This is a genomic window from Idiomarina sp. D18 (assembly GCF_057748155.1).
In genome coordinates, this window is record NZ_CM173240.1 from 25,468 (window position 1) to 47,575 (window position 22,108).

The following is a 22,108-nucleotide window of genomic DNA, read 5'->3' on the forward strand; positions in this document are numbered from 1 at the left end:
GACGAGTAGGCTGACGTGTTAAACCTACCGATTGATGCGATTAAGCTATCTTTACTCGAGCGCTGCCCAGGCGCTCGAGTTGTTATAGAAGCCCCTCCCGGGGCAGGTAAATCGACCGCTCTACCCTTACATTTACTGGCTTCAAGTGCTCTTCACGGTGACAATGAAGGGCTCATTGTTTTATTACAACCGCGGCGAGTCGCTGCCCTATCAATAGCGAATTTTCTAGCAGAACAACTCAATGAACCTGTCGGTAAAACCATCGGCTACAGTATTCGCGGCGATTCAAAACGCAGCCAAGATACACGGCTAATGGTTATTACAGAGGGTATATTCACTCGCTGGTTGCAACAAGATCCCGAGTTACATGAGATTACCACTGTCATTTTTGACGAATTTCACGAACGTAACATACACAGCGACTTGAGCCTTGGCTTGGTGCTAGACTTGCTGCCATTACGGCCCGAGCTAAATTTGATAATCATGTCGGCTACCTTACCGGGGGAAGCGCTAACGACCTGGCTCACGAACGCGACAGAACAACGCTTTGAGTTGCTCTCAGTAGACGTGAAACGGTTTGATCTTGATGTTCATTATCGACCCCCCTCTCGCCTAGAACGATGGTTAGAAGAGAGCGTACCGGTTATTGTGGAAGCTTTTCAACACGCACGTAAAGGAGTGTTAGTATTCTTGCCTGGGATGCGCGAGATCAAGTATGTTGAGCAACGTCTACAGGAGACGTTAATAGGTGAGGATGTGTCTATTTTGCATGGTAGCCTAACCGCCGATGTGCAACAGCAGGTGATTCGTGCGGGCGCTAGTAAACGGGTGGTTTTGGCTACTAATATCGCTGAGACCTCACTCACCATTGAAGGTATTGATACGGTAGTTGATACGGGGCGAGAACGACAATCCGTATATTTGCCTCAATATCGAGACAGTCGTCTCACAACGGCAATGATCGCTAAATCCAATAGTGAGCAACGGGCAGGTCGTGCAGCGAGACAGCAGCCTGGTAGAGCCTACCGATTATGGAGTGAAGATACTCAACAGCGCTTAGCCGCGTATAGTCCACCCGATGTAGCCACTCAAGAGCTAACGGATTTGATCGTTCAAGTCAAAGCGTGGGGAACAGAAGTAGAGGAGCTTAACTGGTTTACTCCACCGGATAGCGCGTTAGTCGAAGCCGCTAAAGACACGCTGACTGATATGGGGTTGTTAAAAGAGCAACGACTAACGCTTGCGGGACAAGAAGTCGCTGGCTTTGGAACCGATATTAGACTGTCGTGTATAGCATTACACGCCCGGGGTAAACTTCCTGAAGGAAAGCAGCGCGCACTAGCGCAGTGGCTAGCGACTTATGAGCAGCCCGATAAACGCTTCACAAATAGTGATAGCGTGATTTCCGCTCAGCAACATTTTCGTAACGCAACACGCGGTTCGATATGGTGGAAGCGGTTTGCGTATTGGTGTCAGGTATTTTCAATCGAACGGCAAGGCGCTACACAGTTTGAAGATATCGAAGAAGCCGTATTATTTGGCTTTGCTGACCGCATTGCTTATCAGGATAGGACTGATGAGGCACAACTTGCAAGTGGGGCGCGTATTTACGATTTGCAGAACTCATTTGGTAACCGAAACAACTCATCCTACTTTATCGTTACGCAACTGAGCTTGAGCGAAAAACAACGTCATAACCGGCTGATCGGATATTTATCGATCGACAAACACAGGCTGCTGAGTCATCCCGCAGTAGGTTTGGTCGAACGAGAGGTTTACAATTGGACTAAAGACGGCGAGCGGCTCATAAAAACCAGTGAGCAGATGTGTGGCGCACTTGTCTTGGATAGGCATCAGGAGCCCGCCGCATTAACAAGAGACGCACTAAATGATGCTTTGACTCATTGGTTGCGGGCTGAGGGCCTTAACGCCATCGGCTGGAACAGCGGTACCGCAGGGTTATTAGCCAGGCTACAATTTCTATATCGCGCACGACCTGAACTGTTTAATATCGCCCCGTATGAAACGGACTTACTTGAGCACTTAGCCGATTGGGCATTGCCTTATTGGCATGGTATGACGGGCTTAAGACAGTTGAAGGGATGGCAACCGAATGAGGCGTTACTCAATACGCTGACTTACGAGGGGCAGCAACTGTTGAATAAGTGGTGCCCGACGCATTGGTTGGCGCCCAGTGGTCGACGCGTCATCATTGATTATCCGAGTAGCACAGAGTCTGAACGCTCACCAAAGGTTGCAATAAAGTTGCAAGAAGCTTTTGGTGAAGTCGCATCACCTACCGTGCTAAACGGACAAGTCGCCATTGCAATAGATTTGCTCTCACCGGCAGGTCGGTTATTGCAACGAACGCATGATTTGGCTTCTTTTTGGCGCTCAGGCTATCAGGAAGTTAAAAAGGAGATGCGCGGACGGTATCCCAAGCATCCATGGCCCGATGATCCGACACACGCAATTGCTACAGTAAAAACGAAGCGACAACTGAATGACAAGTAAACCCTGGTTAAACTACATTATTAAAACAGGCCTAAAACTCGGCCTGATTGTGGTCGTCATTTCGGCTTTCTATCTAATCTATTTGGACGCCACCCTCACGCGAGTTTTTGCCAATCAACGCTATCAGGCGCCTGCACTGGTCTATGCGGCGGAAAAAACACTTCGTGTGGGTGACTCGATAAGTCAGGCGCAAGTGATAGATGTACTTGAGCGTTTAAGTTATCAGCGCAGTAGTTCAACCGAAGCAACAGGATACTTTTCGGTTGCTGGCGATAGACTCATGGTGCATCGAAGGCCGTTTGACTTTGCTGACGGGCCCAAGATGTCGCAACGCGTTGAGCTAAACTTTCATCGTGGAAAAATTGCAACCATTGTGAGTTGGCCAGACGGACGTCAGCTACAGAACATTCAACTGGAGCCTCAGCTCATTGGTCGCATTAACTCGCTGAGCAATGAAGATCGCTTGTTAGTGGGATTAGAGATGATCCCGAGCTTGATGACTGAGACACTATTATTGGTTGAAGACAAAAATTTCTACCATCACTCTGGCGTTTCACCTCTCTCAGTGCTGCGTGCACTCGCTGCAAATATCCGCGCGGGTCGAACCGTGCAAGGTGGTAGCACGCTGACTCAACAGCTTGTTAAGAACCTCTATCTGACACGCGAACAAACATTGTGGCGTAAGTTCCACGAAGCGATGATGTCTTTAGTCATCGATTATCGGTTCGACAAAAACACGATCCTCGAAACTTACTTTAATGAAGTTTATTTTGGTCAAGACGGACGCCATGCGATTCATGGGGTAGGGCTTGCAAGTCAGTATTACTTTGGGCGTCAGGTGCAGGAACTAACCGCTGATCAGGTGGCAATGCTGATTGCGATGGTTAAAGGGCCGTCTTACTATGATCCGAGACGTTATCCTGAACGCGTACGTCAGCGCCGAGATCTCGTGTTAAGGCTAATGTATGAAAACGATTTATTGAGTAAAACCGATTTTATCGCAGCGATCGAGACTGACATCAAAGTACGTGCTTCGCGTCGGCTAGTAGAGGATAGCTTTCCTCACTATCTTGAGCGTGTAAAAGATGAGCTTAGTCGCATCAAGCTACCACCCAATTGGCAAGAAAATGGTCTCAAAATCTTCACAGCGCTGGATATCGAAGCACAGCATCGGGCTGAACGCGTCATGGCTGATGGTATTCCTGGTCGGGAGATTAAAGACTTAGAAGGTGCTTTCGTCGTCAGTGATTACCAACATGGAAATATTGTCGCCTTGGTCGGTGGTCGCAATGCGAATCAAGTTGGCTTTAACCGTGCGATTAAGGCATTGAGACCGATAGGCTCACTCATTAAACCCATTATTTATGCCACCGCAATGAGCGAGTCCGAGACAATGGGTCTAAATAGTCACGTTGTTGATGAGGCTGTTACGTTAACGGATGAGCGTGGTAAGCCGTGGAAGCCCCAAAACTACGATGACGAGTTTTGGGGAGACATGACAATTTATGACGCGCTCGTTTATTCGCGCAATCTGCCAGCAGTTCGTATTGGTTTGCAAGTAGGTGTTGAGAGGCTGATTACCCAATTAAGAAAAATGGGTGTAGTAACACCGATTCGTGACTATCCATCCCTTACACTGGGGGCTGTCGAAATGTCACCCCTAGCGGTTTCTCGGGTATTTTCTAGCATTGCAAATGATGGTGTATTTCAACCATTGAAAGCGATCAATGCGATTACTACGCACGACGGGCTACCGGTGTACGAGAATGCAAAAGAGGTTAAAAAGCGTGTATTAAGTTCTAAAGTCGCGTACTTAACTCGCTATGCGATGGCAGGGGTAGTCAGTAAAGGGACGGCACATGCGTTAGGCGAGGCGTTTCCGGGGACACCGATGGCTGGCAAAACAGGGACTACAAATGACTACAAAGACAGCTGGTTTGTGTCTATCGATGGACGCTATGTGGTGACTGCTTGGCTCGGTACAGATGATAACAAAACCACTTGGTTAAGCGGCAGTTCGGGCGCCTTACCAATGGTGTCACGCTTTTATCAGCAAGTTAAGCCAGAGCCGCTATCGCTCGTTCCTGTCGAAGGATTGACGTTCCAGAGCTTTCACCAAAAACAAGGCACGAGGATTCCGGATAATTGTCAGCAAGCGATTGTTTTACCTGCTATACCTAAACCGCTTGCTGAAAATATGAATTGTGACGCCCAAGTGGAAGAGAAAAGCTGGCTTGAGCGTCTATTTGGTGGTTAAGCTGAGAGTTCGCTAAACGCGATCTTAGCAGCCGCCAAAGTGTCTTCAATGTCTTGTTCGGAGTGAGCAGCAGACATAAATCCACCTTCGAAGGCAGAAGGTGCTAAATAGACACCTTGCTTGAGCATGCTGTGATAAAACGCTTTAAAGTGATCCATATTGCACTCGGTAGCTTGTTTATATGAAGTCACTTGTTTCTCTTTAGTGAAGAAGAAACCAAACATCGAACCGGCGCGATTAGTGGTAAACGGGATACCCGCCTCGTCCGCGAGTTGTTGCATGCCGTCGAGTAATTGGTCGACACGCGCGTATAACTGCTCGTAAAGTCCTTCCTGACTTAATTGAGACAGTGCGGCAAGTCCTGCTGACATGGCTACTGGGTTGCCGGATAAGGTACCTGCTTGGTAGACCGGACCCGTTGGCGCGATATGGTCCATGACTTCCTTTTTACCCCCGAAGGCACCCACAGGCATACCACCACCAATGACTTTACCCAAGGTGGTTAGATCGGGCGTTACGTTGTAACGCTCTTGTGCGCCACCCGGGGCCGCACGGAAGCCACTCATGACTTCATCAAAAATAAGTACTGAGCTGTAGTCGTCACAAATCGTGCGTAAGCCTTCTAGGAAGCCAGGTACGGGAGGAATACAGTTCATGTTGCCAGCAACGGGTTCAACAATGATACAGGCGATTTGGTCGCCATACTGAGCAAAAATATCTTTAACAGAGTCAATATTGTTGTACTCAACTGTCAGCGTGTGCTTTGCAAAATCTTCTGGGATACCCGGTGAATTGGGTACGCCAAGGGTCAGAGCACCGGAGCCAGCCTTAACCAAGAGTGCGTCGGCGTGACCGTGATAGTTACCCTCAAACTTAAGGATCTTATCGCGACCTGTATAGCCACGCGCTAAACGAATCGCTGTCATGGTCGCCTCGGTGCCAGAGTTCACCATGCGTACTTTTTCAATAGAAGGTACCAACTCACGGATCTTCTCTGCCATGGTGATTTCGACTTCGGTCGGTGTACCAAAGCTTAAACCCCGCTGCGCTGCTGTGATGGTGGCGTCTAAAACGACTTGATTATTATGACCTAGGATCATCGGACCCCAAGAACCGACGTAATCAATGTAGCGCTGACCATCGGCATCAAACATGTATGCACCATCGGCGCGCTCAATAAAAATAGGGCTGCCGCCCACACCGTTAAATGCACGTACCGGCGAATTTACGCCGCCTGGAATACTAATTTGTGCTTGCGTAAATAATTGTTCTGAACGACTCATGAACAGTTCCTTAAACTTGTTTGACAGATTTAACGCTTATCGCTGTACCAGTTTACCGGGCACTCATATTGGTCGACCTGATCGACAACACCCAAGGTGAGCGCGAACAGTGCCATCCGAATTAAGACGCCATTATCGGCTTGTCTGAATATCGCTAAATTCGGATTTTGGTTCAGATCGTTATCTAATTCGTTTGCTTCTGAGCGCGAATCACGCGGTAACGGGTGCATGATGACGGTATTAGGTTTGTAATGCTTGGTGTAGATATCTTGGTTTAACCGAAAACGTCCGCGGTATTGGTCAGCATCTTGAGGAGATGCAAAACGTTCTTGCTGGATGCGCGTTTGGTAGACGATATCCGCATCGACGATACCCTCCATCGTTTCTGTAATATGGAAGGCATGACCCGCGGCATCGAGTGCATCGAGCACTGAGCTCGGCATTGATAGTTCGCGCGGCGAAATTAAAGTAAAGCGAACATTTTTATACATGGTCAGCAACTTCGATAACGAGTGTACGGTGCGTCCATACTTGAGGTCGCCGATCATGCAAATATGCATGTTATCAATAGTCTGGCCGTGGTAGGCGAGTTCTTTTTCAATGGTATACAAATCGAGTAAGGCTTGTGTTGGGTGCTCATTGGCACCATCGCCTCCATTAATCACTGGAACGCGGCTACCTTCAGAAAACTCAGCGACTGAACCCGATTTCGGGTGTCGCATTGCGATAACATCGCTGTAGCTACTCAACACACGAGCCGTGTCATAAAGTGATTCACCTTTAGCAATCGCAGAACTTTCCATGCCGGTTGTTTCGCGCACCTCACCACCGAGTAGGTTGAAAGCAGTGCCAAAGCTGACCCGTGTGCGGGTGGAGGGCTCAAAAAACAAGTTCCCGAGAATGGCACCTTCGAGCACTTTTGTGCGCTTTTGACGTCGCGCGTAGGGTTGCATTTTATCCGCAACGGAGAAAATGTATTCGACACTGTCGCGATCAAATTGGTTGACCGAGAGGATGTTGGAGCCGGTGAAATTCATAACGTATAAAGCCCTTTGCCAGCGGATGTCACTGGACGCTCAGTATATCAGATATTGTCTGCAAAAAAATCAGAACGGCTTCACTATCGCTAAAATGACAATGGCAAATAACAATAACACGGGGAATTCATTAAAAACGCGATAAAAACGATGGCTGCGCTTATTACGGTTGTTTTTAAAGTCACTTAGTAATTTAAAGCAGTACCCGTGATACCCATACAGTAAAGCGACCAGGACCAGCTTTACGTGCAGCCAGCCAGAAGCTGCAATCCAAGCACTACCGTACATAGCCATTAAAGTTACACCAAAAATTAAGGTTAGAACGGCAAACGGTGTTACAAAATAGAGTAATTTTCGTTCCATTATTTTAAATTGTTCATCAACGGCTGGTTGATTGGACATGGCGTGATAGACAAACAAACGGGGTAGATAAAATATCCCGGCAAACCATGCCACCATAAATATGACATGCAAGGCTTTAATCCAAAGCAAAGTGGACATCGTGGGTACAGCTCCTCTTAGGCAAGTTCTCGTTGTAGTGCGCGACGTACGATTTCCCAGGTCACAATACCGCAGGGTTCGCCATTGTCTTGATCAAAAATGTAGACAGCGCCTCGACGCTGACCACTCAGTTCATCCCACACTTCAGACAAGGTCGAAGTGACCTTGAGGCCCTTAATGGGCATGTAATTAAGTGAAGGACTGTCGCCAGCGCCTATATCGTAAGTAACAATCCGATACTGCGGAAGGTTGTTGTCGTCGACATTCATGACAATAACGGTTTGGTTACTCGCTTTTTCTAATACATCTAAGAGCTCGTTTTGGGTCGGCTCCAGCAACAATTTAAATTGTGTCTCCATGACATGTTCAACTCCTGTCTTTTGCAACGCGACGGCGACAGGCGGAATTTGATAGGGCAGGTCTTGTAATTCGAGCTGTGCGATAAAGACAGACTTTGACCTAAACAGTTGGGACGAAATCAAATAGGCAGGAACGATAACCAGCATTGCGGGTACAATGATTTCGACACTGCCTGAGAGCTCTACAATGGCGAGTAGAGCGGCCATAGGCGCGTGAATACACGCAGCCAGTATTCCAGCCATGCCTAATAATATATAGGAGTCTAAGTGCTCCGCGCCAATTAACTGATATTGCACGAGGATGTTGACGAATAACGCGGCGACCGCTGCACCCACGCCAAAGGCAGCACCGATTAAGCCACCGGGTGTTCCCATGCCCAAGGCAATAGCGCTCGCGACGAGCTTAGCAAGTAGCAGTGTTAAGAGTACGGCTTGTTGATCTTGGAACTGAACGACTTGTTGAATCGTCGATAGACCCGGGCCAAGACTGGTTGGGATTATGACAGCGAGAAAAGCGGTAATGAGTCCTGCGAATAGCAACCGCGTAAGCATTGCGGTGTCTTTTACCGTGTTCATGACGTCTAGCATGAGCTTTTTAAATAGCACGCCGATAATACCAACCGATATACCAAGCAGTATGACAAAGCCAAACTGAGACTCTGGCAATTCTTGCCCCTTCAACAACGTTAACTCGGTGGCGGGACCAAAAATTTGGTCAGTGATAATAGACCCTGCAACGGCTGCTAGCATGACGGGAATAAAGATATGGACTTTATATTCACGCAGTACGACCTCCATCACCAACACCATTGCCGCCAATGGTGTATTGAAAGATGCTGCTATTGCCGCTGCGATTCCGCATGCAGCAAGTGTACGTACTGCGTTTTTGGGTGTATCAATGTGATAACCTAACCAAGTGCTGGCTGCCGCGCCTAAATGCACAGCCGGCCCCTCTCTTCCGACACTAAACCCTGCCGCCAATGCAATAATACCACCAAAAAATTGATTCACCGTACTACGCCAGGGAAGCATGCCATATTGCTGTTTCATACGATGGATTACGTAAGGGATACCGAGACGAACGCGCTTAGCTCTGGACAGCTTAAATAAAACGAACAAAGCCAGCGCGGCACCAACAGGTAGAGCAAACCGAGAAAAAGTCGGTAAAGGCTGTTGCCAGTGAGTCACATTACCGACAAGATAGGCACTTTGGTCAATAGCAAACCGGAAAACGACAATAAAAAGAGCCGCGACAATGCCACCGAGTAGTCCTAATAAACAGATAGCAACCGTTGTTGTCGGGGCGGCGAGTTGTTTACGCGCTCGTTTAATTATCGCTTGCCGGGAAAATTGCATGTTTTTTGTCCTACACGCAGCTTGCAGGTGAGTGGGTCATTAATACGCACTAACATACCATGAATACCGAGAATAAACAGACGTTAACAAATGATGAAGTTTACAAATCTGCCTAAAAAACTCAAACAGCGTATAGGTCCGCTGGCTTTCTATCTCGGCATCATGTCACTGCTGTGTGTAAGTATTTACTTTTCTTACTGGTTAGGTGGGCGGCTGGCTGACGTTGACGAAAAAACCGTAGCGCAACAAAGCGAACGTCTTGATCAACTTTACCAACAAATTGAAGGTTTAGAATATCAAACCAATGTGTTGAGTGTTGAACTTGATATTGAGCGCTCAGCAAATGAAGAGCTGCAGGCAGAGCTGACAGAGCTGCAAAATGACAACTATGCGCTACGACGAGATGTCGCTTTTTATCAGAAGATTATGGCGCCTGAGCTCGAGCAAGGTGGGGTGGTGATTGAGTCATTTGCGTTAACACCAAATGCCAATAAGCGACACTTCCATTTCTCTCTCGCTCTCTTACAGATTGAGCAGCGGCGACAATTTGTCGAAGGTAATATCACCATCGAATTGCAGGCACGAACCGGTGAAAAAACGGTGAAACGCTATAACTTACTTGAGCTAGCGAATATTGAGCCACGACCTCACGCATTTTCAATGCGCTATTTTAGTTTGCTCGAAGGTGACTTTATTTTACCGGAAGGCGTACTTCCTGAGCACGTCGATGTTAGGGTGACGCTCACTGAGGGTGGACAAGGACAATTGGAACGTCGGTTTTACTGGACACAAAGTATACGCAAGAATCGCTCGCTTGAGTTAGAAAGTAACCAGCAATCTTGACCTTAACGCCCGATATAAGCGAAAATTGCGTATTGAATACGCTCACCAAGGTGATGTTATGGCAGTAGAGCAAGCAATGCCGATCGAGTTCTCAGAACATGCGGCGGCCCAAGTTAAAAAGTTAATTTCCGAAGAAGAGAATCCAAACCTAAAACTTCGTGTGTATGTCACGGGGGGCGGTTGCTCGGGATTTCAATATGGCTTTACCTTCGAAGAGCAGATAAACGCGGGTGATATGCAGATCGATAAGGATGGCGTTACGCTCGTTGTTGACCCTATGAGTTTACAATACTTAGTGGGTGGCGTTGTCGATTACGAAGAAGGTCTACAAGGTTCGCGTTTTTTTGTGAACAATCCAAATGCGACAACGACCTGTGGATGCGGTTCGAGCTTCTCAATTTAGCCAATAGGCTGAATTCATTTCAGCGTTTAGGTAGAATACTCCTATCCATTCCGATTTGAGGGAGTATTATGAGTTTATACGCAAAGCATTTAGAAACGGTTACGCAGCGTTTTGACAAGGCGCTAGAGGACAATCAGTTTGAGTCTGTGTTGGTCTACGCAGGTCAACCGCGCGTTGCATTTTTAGATGACAACCCCGCACCATATAAAGTAAACCCTCTGTTTAAATATTGGGTACCTGTACTTGAAAGCCCCAAAAGTGCTGTGTTCTACAGAAAGGGTGCCGGTAAGCCAATTGTTTATTTGTTTCAAGCACGCGACTTTTGGCACTCGCAAGCGAAAATCCCAGAAGAAGATTGGCAGCAACACGTTGATTTAAAAATCATCGATAGTTTAGATGCGATGGTTGCCGATCTGGGGAGTGAGCTTGAAAACTCAGCATTTATCGGCGAAGACTTTGCCGAACCGGTCTGTAGCTGGAACGTGAAAGCGCGTAACCCACAGGGCTTGATTGACCATTTGCACTTTCATCGAGCGGTTAAAACTGAATGGGAAGTAAATAACTTACGCGAAGCCAATAAGCTTGCAGCAAAAGCGCATGTCGCAGCTAAAGAAGCCTTCTATGCAGGCAAAAGTGAGCTCGAAATTCATGCGGACTACTTAGCGGCGATGAACTTCCGCGAGTCTCAGGTTCCTTACAATAGTATCGTCGCGTTAAATGAACACCCCGCGATTCTGCACTATGATGTGTACGACACTGAAGCACCTGCTGTGAGCCGGTCGTTTCTGATTGACGCGGGTTCATTATATAAGGGCTATTGCGCTGATATCACACGCACTTACGCGAAAGAAGAAGGTTTTTACGCCGATTTGATTAGCGCCGTCGATGCTGCACAACAAGAGCTCCTGACTGAAATCAAGCCGGGGGTGAGCTATTACGACTTGCACGTGTCGATGCACCATAAAATTGCGGCTATCTTAGAGCAGTTCGACTTTATCACGATTGACGCGGCGTCAGCGTATGAAAAAGGTATCACCAGTGCCTTTATGCCGCATGGTTTAGGTCACTTCATTGGACTACAAGTACACGATGTAGGGGGCTTCTTAAAGAATGATAAAGGTGATAGTTACCCACGTAATGAACGCCACCCATTCTTACGCTTGTTACGCGATGTGGAAGTAGGGCAAGTGTTCACGATTGAGCCAGGCTTATACGTTGTTGACCAGTTGCTTGAGGAGTTCGAAGGTAGCTCAGATATCAATTGGCAACGCGTGGATGAACTTCGTCCATACGGCGGCGTGCGTATTGAGGATAGTATTGTGGTGGGCGAAACCGAGAATGAAAATTTAACGCGTGATGCGTTTAAAGAGCTCGGCGCTGAGTAATACTATGCGTTAACGCGTTTACCTAAAGTAGCCAGCCGACTGGCCCCCGTCACTGCGGGCAGGTTGGCTGGTTTGTTATTGTCAAAACACCATCCTAGCCAAGCAAATGCCATTGCCTCAACGTGTTGAGGCGCGACACCGTATTGGGCACTGTCTGCCAATGTCACCTTGTCGGGTAGGCACTGAGCGATGCGCTCCAGTAAAAACGAATTAAACGCACCGCCACCGCATACAATGAGCTGAGTAGGACTCTCGGGTAACCATTGAAAGCTATCCACAGCACTTTTAGCGGTTAATTCTAGTAACGTGCGTTGCACATCTTGTGGGCGATATGGCTCATCTATAAAGCGCTCCAACCAAGCTAAATTGAAATGCTCCCGACCACTGCTCTTAGGTGGAGAGTTTTGAAAGAATGGATCATTGAGTAGAGCTTCTAACAGCTTGACCTGTAATGTGCCTTGTTGCGCCCATCGACCTTGCTGATCAAACCGTTTCCCTTGGTGACGTTCGATCCACTGATCGAGCAGGGTGTTGGCTGGGCCCGTATCAAAACCAAGCGCGATGCCCTTTTGAGTATCTAAATAGCTGATATTAGCAATACCACCAAGGTTCAGTATTGCAATAGGGGCTCGATGAGTGTTTGTAAAAATAAACTGATGAAAAGCCGGTACTAACGGTGCACCTTGACCACCAAGTGCGAGATCACGGGCACGAAAATCAAAAATAACCGGTAGGCCTACTTGAACTGATAACCAATCGGCATCATTGAGCTGAATGCTATAGCCGACCTGTCCGCTGTGCTTTGGAGGAGCATGCCAAAGCGTTTGACCATGGCTGGCAACGGCTGAAATTGCTTGCTTTTCGACTTTAGCCTTCTCGATCAGTTGCAACGTAGCGTCAGCACATAACGCTGCGTATTCGCGAGCAAGGTATTGATAATCGGTAACGGATAGATCAGGACGACAGGCGTTTTCGAGCCGTTGCTTTAGCTCGTTTGGAATGGAAACTGCGTGTGCATCAATAAATTGAACTCTATCGGGTTTGATGTCACATAGCACTGCATCAACAGCGTCCATGCTGGTGCCGGACATCAAACCAATATACAAGCTCATCAGCGCATTGCCAGATAGATTCGCTTGTTGTCGTTGAGTACCGCAACGAGTTGTTGGGCGTGTGCTCTAAATGCTGGCAGCTCCGACTCTGAAAGCGATTTAGCTTTTGGCAACTCCACGGTACGTGGATTACGGTGTACGCCATTAACTAAGAATTCATAATGTAAATGAGCACCCGTCACACGACCTGTAGAACCCACTCGACCTATAATCTGCCCCTGTGAAACGCGGTCGCCCGTTTTGACATGTTTACGACTCAAGTGAAGATACTTAGTAACGTAACGCTCACCATGCTGAATAAACACATAGTTACCATTGAGTGAGTTATAGCTTGCCTTTATTACGCGACCGTCACCGGCGGACATGACCGGCGTCCCAACCGCCGCTACATAGTCGGTCCCATTATGAGGACGTACTCGACCCGTGACGGGATGCAGTCGACGCGGATTAAAGTTTGAGCTCACGTATGTGAAGTTGACCGGTGAACGCAAGAAAGTTTTGCGCATCGCACGACCTTCCGGTGTGTAATAACGACCATTTTCCGCGTTCAATACAGCTTGAAAAACTTCGCCCTGATTAACAAACTCGGCCGCTAGAATTTTGCCATAACCAACAAACTCACCGTCGACGAATTCGCGCTCGAATAATACGCTGAACTCATCTCCTTTACGGAGATCGAGTGCAAAGTCGATATCCCAACCAAAAATATTCGCGACGCTCATGATCTGGTTATCGGTCATTCCCGCGTTCATCGCAGCGCTCCAGAAGCTGCTATCGATGACAGCATGAGCAAACTCCGTACGCGTCTCTACTTCGCGCGTTTCGATCTCAGATACAAAGTCTTCGTTCTGGCGTGTGATAATTAAGGTTTGCAAACCGCTAATATGATGAACCAGTTGCACGAGCTCGTCGTTGCTATCGGTTGCAATGCGGAGCTCATCGCCGGGATGCATATTGCGTAATTTTTTCGCCTCGCTACCCGAATGCGTTACGCGATAAAGTTGCTGTGCGGAAAAGCCCAGCGTATCAAATATCTTAGCTAAACTATCGCCACTTTTAACCACGTAGGTTTGCCAGAAAAGTTCAGGCTGTTGATTATCGACTTGTTGCTCGGGCTCAAAAACGAGATCAAGCTGATAGCGTTGACCCGGCAAAAGCTGCTCTGGCTTTGTGCTATTTTTAGAAGCAGTTGCTTGTTCGGTTGGCACGAACAGCAACAAGAATAACAGCGCACTCACAGAGCTGATTAGCACTCTATGGGAGCGAGGTAAATCAACGATAAACTGTTTGATTTTATGTACTGCTTGGACATTCATTTGGTTGCGCACTTCGTTATTTGTTTAAACTTCGCTCAAGGCGATTTTCTTGAGGATAATATGAAAAATTCAAGAATACCAGTATTAAAGAGGTTAAAACAGGGCTATAAATGGCGTAAACTAACACTTTTACACTTTATTCACGACGTAGGAGATTGGCTCAATGACCCCTCAGGTGGCCGAAGCAATAGCAGAAATTACACGCGGTGCCGATGAAGTCCTTATCGAGAGTGAACTTGCTGACAAGCTAGAGCAGGGTAAACCTCTGATTATCAAGGCAGGCTTTGATCCGACCGCACCGGATCTTCATTTAGGCCACACGGTCTTAATTAATAAGCTGCGTGTATTTCAGGATTATGGCCATAAGGTGGTTTTCCTCATTGGTGACTTCACCGGGATGATTGGTGATCCGACGGGCAAAAACGTTACGCGTAAACCGTTAACGCGAGAGGATGTTCTGGCAAACGCGGAAACTTACAAAGAGCAAGTTTTTAAAATTCTCGATCCGACGAAAACAGAAATTCGCTTTAATTCAGAGTGGATGAATAATCTCGGCGCCGATGGCATGATCAAACTAGCAGCGCGCCAGACTGTGGCCCGTATGTTAGAGCGAGATGATTTCAAGAAGCGCTATCAGGCCAATCAGTCTATCGCGATCCATGAGTTTTTGTATCCTCTTGTGCAAGGATGGGATTCTGTCGAACTTAAGGCCGATGTTGAAATGGGGGGTACCGATCAGCGTTTTAACTTGTTGATGGGACGCGAGCTTCAGAAAGAAGAAGGACAGCGCCCTCAAACGGTCATCATGATGCCTTTACTCGAAGGGCTCGACGGCGTTCAGAAAATGTCGAAGTCATTGAATAACTATATTGGTATTACTGAGCCCGCTAATGAGATGTTCGGCAAGGTCATGTCGATATCAGATGAACTGATGTGGCGTTACTTTGAGTTATTGAGCTTCCGTCCGTTGGAACAAGTCGAAGACTTTAAACAGCAAGTCGCTAATGGTGAAAACCCGCGTAATATCAAAGTTCTTCTAGCTAAGGAAATCATTGCGCGCTTCCATGATGAAGAAGCAGCAGATAAGGCGGAGCAGGACTTTATCCAGCGGTTCCAGAAAAATGCGATACCGGATGATATCAAAGAAGTTGAGGTCACCGTTGGAGACGATGGTATCGCCATTGGCAACGCCTTGAAGGAGGCGGGGCTGGTATCGTCAACGTCTGATGCGATGCGTATGATTAAACAGTCGGCCGTCAAGCGGGATGGTGAGAAAATCACTGACACGAAACTGATGTGCACAAAAGAAGATTCAGGCGTATATCAAGTCGGCAAGCGCAAATTTGCTAAAATTATCTTTGTTTAATTCGCGATGGCGATAAAAAAAAGGCTTGCCCACTGGGCAAGCCTTTTTTGGATAATCACCTAATTTAAACGGTGAAGCTCTTAATTGAGTCTTGTAATTCATCTGCCAACTTGGCAACTTCATTGGATGCCTGCGCTGTTTGTTTCGAACCCGACGCGGTTTGTTCTGCAATGGATACGATGGCTTCCAGACGCTCACTGATATCATGCGCCGTACGGCTTTGCTCTTGCGCTGCACTGGCAATGTGAGTGCTGCTATCCGCCGCTTGATGCACTGACTCGGTGATTGCATTGAGTGCTGAAGCGGCCTCGTCGGTCTGCTGTACACTTTGCTCCGCCTGTGCCCGACCGCGCTCCATCACTTCGACAGCACGTTGAGAGTCGGTTTGCAGAGATTCGATCATACTTTGAATTTCTTCAGTCGACTCTTGAGTTCGACTCGCCAACGTGCGCACCTCGTCGGCAACGACTGCAAATCCGCGTCCTTGCTCACCCGCACGCGCTGCTTCAATAGCCGCGTTGAGCGCTAATAGGTTGGTTTGGTCAGCAATACCGCGGATCACATCCAAAATACCGCCGATATTTTTACTGTTTTCAGAAAGCTGATTGATGACCGATGAGGCACCTTCTATTTCTTTCGCGAGCTGTTCAATTGTAGCGCGGTTCTGTTCTGAAATACCGCGTACTCGTTTAGCTTCTTGGTCGGAATGTTGGATTTCAGCTAACGCTTGGTCGGCGCCACTTGCCATTTCACTCGCCGTGCTATTCATTTCTTGAGTTGCTGTTGCAACTTGCTCGATTTGACTGCGTTGTTCTTCAATCGCGTGTGTGGTTTGATCCGAGACGCTTGAGGACTCTTCCGCTGCCGTTGCCAACTGTGTTGCTCGATTCGCAATACCTTCGATCAGTTTACGCAGGTTGTCGGTTAGCTTATTGGTATTCTCAGCGAGCGTACCAAACTCATCTTGCGAATCATATGCAACACGCTCAGTAAGATTTCCCTCGGCCATAATATTGAGCATGTGGTTTACTTTGCCGAGCGGGTTGCTGATGCTTCGGACGGTTACCCACGATATCACGACGGCAAGCGCAATAGATACAATAGTTAAAATGCTATTTATCCAGCTTGAGGTCGAGATGGATGACTCAACATTAGTGCGTGTTTCGTCAGCGATGCTACGCACAGCAGCTTGTAGTTCATTTGCTAACTCAATCAACCCATCCAATTCTTGTTTCGATTGAGCTAACGTTTGTTGTTCGACATCACGTGTTTTCAAACGCGCGACAATGTTATCTGGGTAAGACCCCGCGCCTTGCAAATTGCTCAGAGCACCGCGAATAAGAGTAAGTCCGTCATTGACCAATTTTTCGTTATCACTCGTTACCGCAGACTCCAAGCTGTCTAAACGTGGGCGCAGTGAATCGATATTGATTCCGATCTCGCTCTGAATTACTTCTGCGCGATCAATTGCATCTGCTTTACTTAAATCGTACATCAGTGTTACTAACGACGATAAAGATGATTCTATGGAGCGTGCTAGCTGTTTAACCTCAGGCACACCTGACATGTCTGAGGTATCAAGCATCATGATTGATGCGTCATCAATATTAAATGCGATGTCGTCTAACTGAGCTTTTGCCGTTTGCTCTAGCTCTAAATATTTGCGTTGCTGTGCGAATAGATTGTCTATCGAGTCGACATACTTATTGGCATCGGTTTCTAGTCGCTCAACGAGCTTCGAATAACCTTCGCCTCGAATTAAGTTCATGGTTTGATCAAGCGAATTCGAAAACTGTTGTCTTGTGCTGGAGAAGCTTTGAGTGTGGCTTTGGAGCTGATCTAATGACTCATCGTAATACGTTTCACTTTGCAGAGCGCCGAGCTGCAATACGTCGACTTTAAGACCCGCTACGCTTTCTAGGGCAGGAACTGCCTTATCATTTAAACGTTCAACCGATGAGCCTATACTGTTAATGTTAAACAGTGAGCTCAAACTGATCACAAGCAAAAGCAAAGTAATCAGTGCGAAGCCACCAATAACTCGCATTGCAACAGTCATTTTCATAAGATAGTCCTCAGCATCGCTACAACTACAGTTGGGACAGAGCAGGCTGTGTAAAGTATTTCGCTTCCTCTAAATGAAAAAGCGTCATGTGTTGACCCCAAACACAACCTGTGTCTAAACCAATATATTTCGTATTTTGAGTTTCTCCCATGAGTGCCGCCCAGTGTCCGAAAACAATGCGGTCATTACTATGGGACAATTCAAACCAGGGTTTCCACTGAGCGTCCGTGTCTATTCGTGGATGGTTTTTTCGGTGAAAGTCCAGCTCACCGGTTTTGCTACAAAAACGCATGCGCGTAAACGCATTGATTATAAATCGGTATCGGTCAAATCCACTAAGACTTGAGCGCCAATTGCTAGGTTGATTAGAAAACATATGGTTTACGAACCGCGGCATGTCATCACTGGTTAGTAACTGTTCAACTTCGTTTGCATGCTCAGCCGCCTGCTGAGTTGACCAAAGCGGATAGACGCCAGCATGGCATAACAACGTGTTGTGGTGCTTGAAATGATGTAGTAATGGTTGCTGACGGATCCAGTCGATATAATCAAGTCGTCTAGACGATGAAATAACAGCCTCTAATTTGTCCTTTGGATTCACTTCGCGCGCACCCAACAGGATAGCTAATAAATTCAGGTCATGATTGCCAAGTACCGTGTGTACAGAAGAGCCGCTATTAAGGAAGAAATCTATCGCAGCTTTTGAGTCAGGCCCTCGCGCAACGATATCACCAACGCACCACAGTGAGTCCGATTTATGGGAAAAGCCTACCTGATTCAGTAGCTCCATAAGTTCGGAATAACAGCCTTGGATATCACCAACTATATATGTCGCCATCGATCTAATGAATAATATTGGGAATGGCTAAACGAAATGAGGGAATTGGCACCTTAAACTGTTCACCTTGCTCAGAAAACATTAAGTAATGACCCTCCATCATGCCGACTGGAGTCGCAATAACAGTACCGCTGGTATAACTAAATGACTTTCCTGGCGCAATCGTTGGCTGCTGGCCAATGACCCCTTCGCCAGCGACGCGGGTGATTTTGCCTTCAGCATCAGTAATACGCCACTCGCGACTTTTAAGTGTCACGTCTTGGGCAGCGTTATTACTAATCTTTATGGTATACGAAAACACATATTGACCCTGATTAGGGTTAGATTGAGCCGCAATATATTGCGTAGAAACTTCGATATGGACTTGTGTTTTTACCGTCATAAGGACTTCTGATTATCCGTCAGCCAATCCGATATTCTACAATAGTCAGCAACTGTGAGTGTTTCTGGGCGAGCACTCGGGTTAATGCCTAGTGCCTCTAATTGCGTATCATCAATGAGCTTTTTAAGGTTGTTTTTAATTGTTTTACGTCTTTGATTAAAAGCTGTCAAACATAACGACTGCAATTGTTCAACATCCTTTACAGGCGTTGGGCTCTTCACGTAGGGTCGCAAACGCACAACAGCTGATTCAACTTTAGGCGGTGGAGTAAATGCTTCAGGTGGCACATCCAATACTTTTTGAACCTCGCAGCGTTGTTGCACACTCACGCTGATACGACCATATGTTTTACTGCCAGGCTCAGCTGTTAATCGATCAACCACTTCTTTTTGTAACATGAAGTGCATATCCTCGACATAATCGCTGAACTTTAACAAATGAAAAATTAGAGGTGTCGAAATATTATAAGGTAAATTACCAAACACGCGTAGTTTTTGCTCAGGAGAGGCGAACGCTTTAAAGTCGATTTTCATGGCATCGCCACGAATGACGTCCAAATGCTGACTCAAAAACGGATGGGTCTCTAAACGGTCGGCGAGATCTCTGTCTAACTCTACAACGCGAAGTTGCTGGCACCTTTCTGCCACTGGCTCGGTTAATGCTGCTAGGCCTGGTCCTATCTCAACTAAATTTTCACCCGGCTGTGGGTGAATCGCATCGACAATTGATTCGATAATGTGTTCATCATTTAGAAAGTTTTGACCAAATCGCTTTCGCGCTCGGTGACCTAAGTGAGTTTTGCTCATAATTTTGAGTTATTTACCATATCAATTGCTGTCTTTATGGCGAGTTGACAGCTACCTGAGTTAATCGCTGGACTGCCTGCCATATCCAATGCCGTACCATGGTCGACTGATGTTCGAATATAAGGTAATCCGAGTGTAATATTCACCGCTTTGCCAAAGCCTTTATATTTTAACACAGGTAGACCTTGATCGTGGTACATCGCAACGACAGCTGACGCCGACTCCAAGTACTTGGGCTGAAAGACTGTATCAGCAGGGTAAGGGCCAGACACCGTCATTCCCCTAGTTTGTAATGACCTTATTACGGGCGCAATAATTGCTTCTTCCTCATGCCCGAGATGACCTCCCTCGCCCGCATGCGGATTCAATCCGCACACTAATATGTTGGGTTGCTCCTCTCCAAATTTTTGTCGCAAATCCGCGTCCAAGATTGTGATAATCTTTTCTAGACGTTCAGGTGTAATCGCTTTTGATACGTAAGCAAGCGGAATGTGAGTGGTTACTAACGCAACGCGTAATCCTTCTGTTGCCAGCATCATTACAACATCAGGACAGTCTGCTTTATTCGCAAAAAACTCGGTATGACCAGAGAAAGCGACACCTGCTTCGTTAATAATACCTTTGTGTACAGGCCCGGTAACGATAGCGTCAAACTCTCCGCTTAAATTACCATCCGAGGCAATGGATAGGGTCTCCACAACGTATTGACCGTTAGCAACGTTCAGCGCTCCAGCAATTGCGGTTTCAGCAAGGGGAACGTGTTTTATAAGCAACTGACCTGGTTGCATTGGCGACTGAGGGCGGGCGCCCTCATAGGGAATGAGTTCAAGTGGCAGGTTGAGTTCCGTGGCTCGTTGTTTGAGTAAGCCTGCATCCGCAATGGCAACAATATCTGCTTGCCAATGCTGTTGTGCCATCATAACGGCTAAATCGGGACCTACCCCGGCGGGCTCGCCGGGGGTAAAAGCGAGTAATGGTCGCATTTTACTTGGCTACGACGCGAACATAAGCACGATCGCGCATTTCTTGTCGCCACGTGTCCACTTCTTCTCGATACTTGCGCGAGAATAGCATTTGGTATGCCTTGTCGCGTTTACTTTCCTGCGTGGCATCGAGCGTGCGGCGATCAGTTACCTCTACAATATGCCAGCCAAATTGCGTGCGGAAAGGTTCGCTGATCACACCTTTTTCCAACGTACTGACGCGTTGTTTGAATTCTTCGGCATACCGATCTGGACGTGACCAACCTAAGTCCCCTCCGCGTGATGCGGACCCTGGATCAGCGGAGTGCTCTTTCGCCAGTTCGGCAAATGTTTTTTCACCACTTAAGATTTGCTCACGAAACTGCGCAAGCATTTCTTTGGCTTTGTTATCCGATAAAATCACTGATTGCTTAATAAGAATATGTCGCGCTTTGACTTCCTGTACTTCGACGACTTGCTCGCCTCGCTTATCTGCGACTTGTAAAATATGAAAGCCCACGCCGCTGCGGATAGGGCCAATAATTTCACCTTTTGATTTACCTTTTACGACCTCTGCGAACAATGTCGGCATGGAATTCTCAGTCATCCAGCCAAGATCACCGCCGTCTAGCGCATTTGAGCCTGACGATGAACGAATAGCAAGTTGCGAAAAGTCTTCACCTTCCTCGAGGCGATCGATGACGGCTTGCGCTCGACGTTTGGCCGCTTCCTGCTTTTCATTCGGTGCGTCAGAGTCAACACCAATCAAAATTTGGCGTAAACGGTACTCTGTAGGTGAAGCGTCATTTTGCTCAATCAAGTTGACTAAATTCTCTACTTCTTGTGGCGTGACAGAAACACGTCTCTGAACAGCGGCTCGCTCAACTTGGCTCGTGATTATCTCAGTTTTAATCTGCTCGCGAAATGCCGGCCAGCTTTGCCCAGAGTTAATTGTATTCTCGCGCAGCTCGTCGACACTCATGCCGCGATCCTGCGCTATCCTCGAGATGGCTTGGTCAAGCTGAGCTTCCGATACCTCAATACCCATGCGTTCCGCCATCTGCAGCTGAAGCTCCTGCTGGATCAAGCGTTCGGTCGCTTGCGTGCGTAGCACCTTGTCTGATGGTGCATTAGCCGATGAGAAGTTTTCGGATTGTTTTACTTGTTTTATAAGCTGCTCAATTTGGCTTTCTAAAATAACGCCATCGTCGACAATAACTGCCACGCGGTCCAGCACTTGTTGTGCATGCGCCACCGTTGCGGTTATGCACATCATCAACGCGATACTGACTGATGTGCTGAATTTAACTAACTGTTTCATTA

The 22,108-nt window shown here is 47.3% G+C and carries 18 protein-coding genes; 6 read left to right on the top strand and 12 right to left on the bottom strand.

Translation table 11 applies throughout. The annotated features are described in order from the left end of the window. Positions 1–15: 15 nt before the first annotated feature. Entirely contained in the window at positions 16–2,514 is a 2,499-nt protein-coding gene (gene hrpB, locus AC3AP5_RS00130; protein WP_487326864.1) for an ATP-dependent helicase HrpB, read from the top strand. Beyond that, positions 2,504–4,771 carry a penicillin-binding protein 1B gene (gene mrcB / locus AC3AP5_RS00135; RefSeq protein ID WP_272978633.1) on the top strand — a complete coding sequence of 756 codons (2,268 nt, stop codon included), beginning with the start codon at positions 2,504–2,506 and terminating at the stop codon, positions 4,769–4,771. Before hrpB ends, mrcB begins: the two co-directional genes overlap by 11 nt. Here the strand turns inward: mrcB and hemL are convergent. From hemL to AC3AP5_RS00155, 4 genes are all read right to left on the bottom strand, one after another. After that, positions 4,768–6,054 carry a glutamate-1-semialdehyde 2,1-aminomutase gene (gene hemL / locus AC3AP5_RS00140; RefSeq protein WP_487326865.1) on the bottom strand — a complete coding sequence of 429 codons (1,287 nt, stop codon included), beginning with the start codon at positions 6,052–6,054 and terminating at the stop codon, positions 4,768–4,770. The genes mrcB and hemL overlap by 4 nt on opposite strands. A 29-nt stretch (positions 6,055–6,083) precedes the next feature. Further along, the gene (locus tag AC3AP5_RS00145; RefSeq protein ID WP_487326866.1) at positions 6,084–7,091 is read right to left on the bottom strand and encodes an aspartate carbamoyltransferase; all 1,008 of its coding nucleotides are present in this window, start codon (positions 7,089–7,091) and stop codon (positions 6,084–6,086) included. 69 nt (positions 7,092–7,160) lie between these two features. After that, positions 7,161–7,592, bottom strand: coding sequence for a protoporphyrinogen oxidase HemJ (hemJ, locus tag AC3AP5_RS00150; RefSeq protein WP_006954299.1), 432 nt, complete (start codon positions 7,590–7,592; stop codon positions 7,161–7,163). A 17-nt stretch (positions 7,593–7,609) separates the two neighbouring features. After that, the gene (locus AC3AP5_RS00155) at positions 7,610–9,307 is read right to left on the bottom strand and encodes a chloride channel protein (RefSeq protein ID WP_006954297.1); all 1,698 of its coding nucleotides are present in this window, start codon (positions 9,305–9,307) and stop codon (positions 7,610–7,612) included. 90 nt (positions 9,308–9,397) lie between these two features. On the opposite strand from AC3AP5_RS00155, the gene AC3AP5_RS00160 reads away from it, so the two are divergent. From AC3AP5_RS00160 to pepQ, 3 genes are all read left to right on the top strand, one after another. Further along, entirely contained in the window at positions 9,398–10,150 is a 753-nt protein-coding gene (locus AC3AP5_RS00160) for a DUF6776 family protein (RefSeq protein WP_272978637.1), read from the top strand. A gap of 58 nt (positions 10,151–10,208) precedes the next feature. Then, a complete protein-coding gene (gene erpA, locus AC3AP5_RS00165; protein ID WP_006954293.1) occupies positions 10,209–10,553 on the top strand; it encodes an iron-sulfur cluster insertion protein ErpA in 345 nt (114 codons plus the stop codon). Between the two features lie 68 nt (positions 10,554–10,621). Beyond that, the gene (pepQ, locus tag AC3AP5_RS00170; RefSeq protein ID WP_487326867.1) at positions 10,622–11,938 is read left to right on the top strand and encodes a Xaa-Pro dipeptidase; all 1,317 of its coding nucleotides are present in this window, start codon (positions 10,622–10,624) and stop codon (positions 11,936–11,938) included. Positions 11,939–11,940: 2 nt separating this feature from the next. Here pepQ and AC3AP5_RS00175 read toward each other — a convergent pair whose 3' ends face one another. Both AC3AP5_RS00175 and AC3AP5_RS00180 read right to left on the bottom strand, forming a co-directional pair. Beyond that, entirely contained in the window at positions 11,941–13,050 is a 1,110-nt protein-coding gene (locus AC3AP5_RS00175) for an anhydro-N-acetylmuramic acid kinase (protein WP_286681558.1), read from the bottom strand. Beyond that, a complete protein-coding gene (locus AC3AP5_RS00180) occupies positions 13,050–14,366 on the bottom strand; it encodes a peptidoglycan DD-metalloendopeptidase family protein (RefSeq protein ID WP_006954288.1) in 1,317 nt (438 codons plus the stop codon). The genes AC3AP5_RS00175 and AC3AP5_RS00180 overlap by 1 nt, the downstream gene beginning before the upstream one ends. A gap of 163 nt (positions 14,367–14,529) precedes the next feature. Between AC3AP5_RS00180 and tyrS the strand changes: the two genes are divergently transcribed. Beyond that, complete coding sequence (tyrS, locus tag AC3AP5_RS00185; protein WP_286681559.1) at positions 14,530–15,732, top strand: tyrosine--tRNA ligase; 1,203 nt, start codon at positions 14,530–14,532, stop codon at positions 15,730–15,732. A gap of 64 nt (positions 15,733–15,796) precedes the next feature. Here tyrS and AC3AP5_RS00190 read toward each other — a convergent pair whose 3' ends face one another. The 6 genes from AC3AP5_RS00190 to surA are packed head-to-tail and all read right to left on the bottom strand — an operon-like array spanning position 15,797 to position 22,106. Further along, on the bottom strand, positions 15,797–17,797 hold the full coding sequence (locus AC3AP5_RS00190) for a methyl-accepting chemotaxis protein (RefSeq protein WP_272978644.1): 2,001 nt from the start codon (positions 17,795–17,797) through the stop codon (positions 15,797–15,799). 25 nt (positions 17,798–17,822) lie between these two features. After that, on the bottom strand, positions 17,823–18,635 hold the full coding sequence (locus tag AC3AP5_RS00195; RefSeq protein WP_272978646.1) for a symmetrical bis(5'-nucleosyl)-tetraphosphatase: 813 nt from the start codon (positions 18,633–18,635) through the stop codon (positions 17,823–17,825). Between the two features lie 4 nt (positions 18,636–18,639). Next, a complete protein-coding gene (gene apaG, locus AC3AP5_RS00200; RefSeq protein WP_006954280.1) occupies positions 18,640–19,017 on the bottom strand; it encodes a Co2+/Mg2+ efflux protein ApaG in 378 nt (125 codons plus the stop codon). After that, positions 19,014–19,823 carry a 16S rRNA (adenine(1518)-N(6)/adenine(1519)-N(6))-dimethyltransferase RsmA gene (gene rsmA, locus AC3AP5_RS00205; protein ID WP_487326868.1) on the bottom strand — a complete coding sequence of 270 codons (810 nt, stop codon included), beginning with the start codon at positions 19,821–19,823 and terminating at the stop codon, positions 19,014–19,016. Before rsmA ends, apaG begins: the two co-directional genes overlap by 4 nt. Next, on the bottom strand, positions 19,820–20,806 hold the full coding sequence (gene pdxA / locus AC3AP5_RS00210; protein WP_272978650.1) for a 4-hydroxythreonine-4-phosphate dehydrogenase PdxA: 987 nt from the start codon (positions 20,804–20,806) through the stop codon (positions 19,820–19,822). The genes rsmA and pdxA overlap by 4 nt, the downstream gene beginning before the upstream one ends. Position 20,807: 1 nt before the next feature. Continuing rightward, complete coding sequence (surA, locus tag AC3AP5_RS00215; RefSeq protein ID WP_272978651.1) at positions 20,808–22,106, bottom strand: peptidylprolyl isomerase SurA; 1,299 nt, start codon at positions 22,104–22,106, stop codon at positions 20,808–20,810. Positions 22,107–22,108 lie beyond the last annotated feature (2 nt).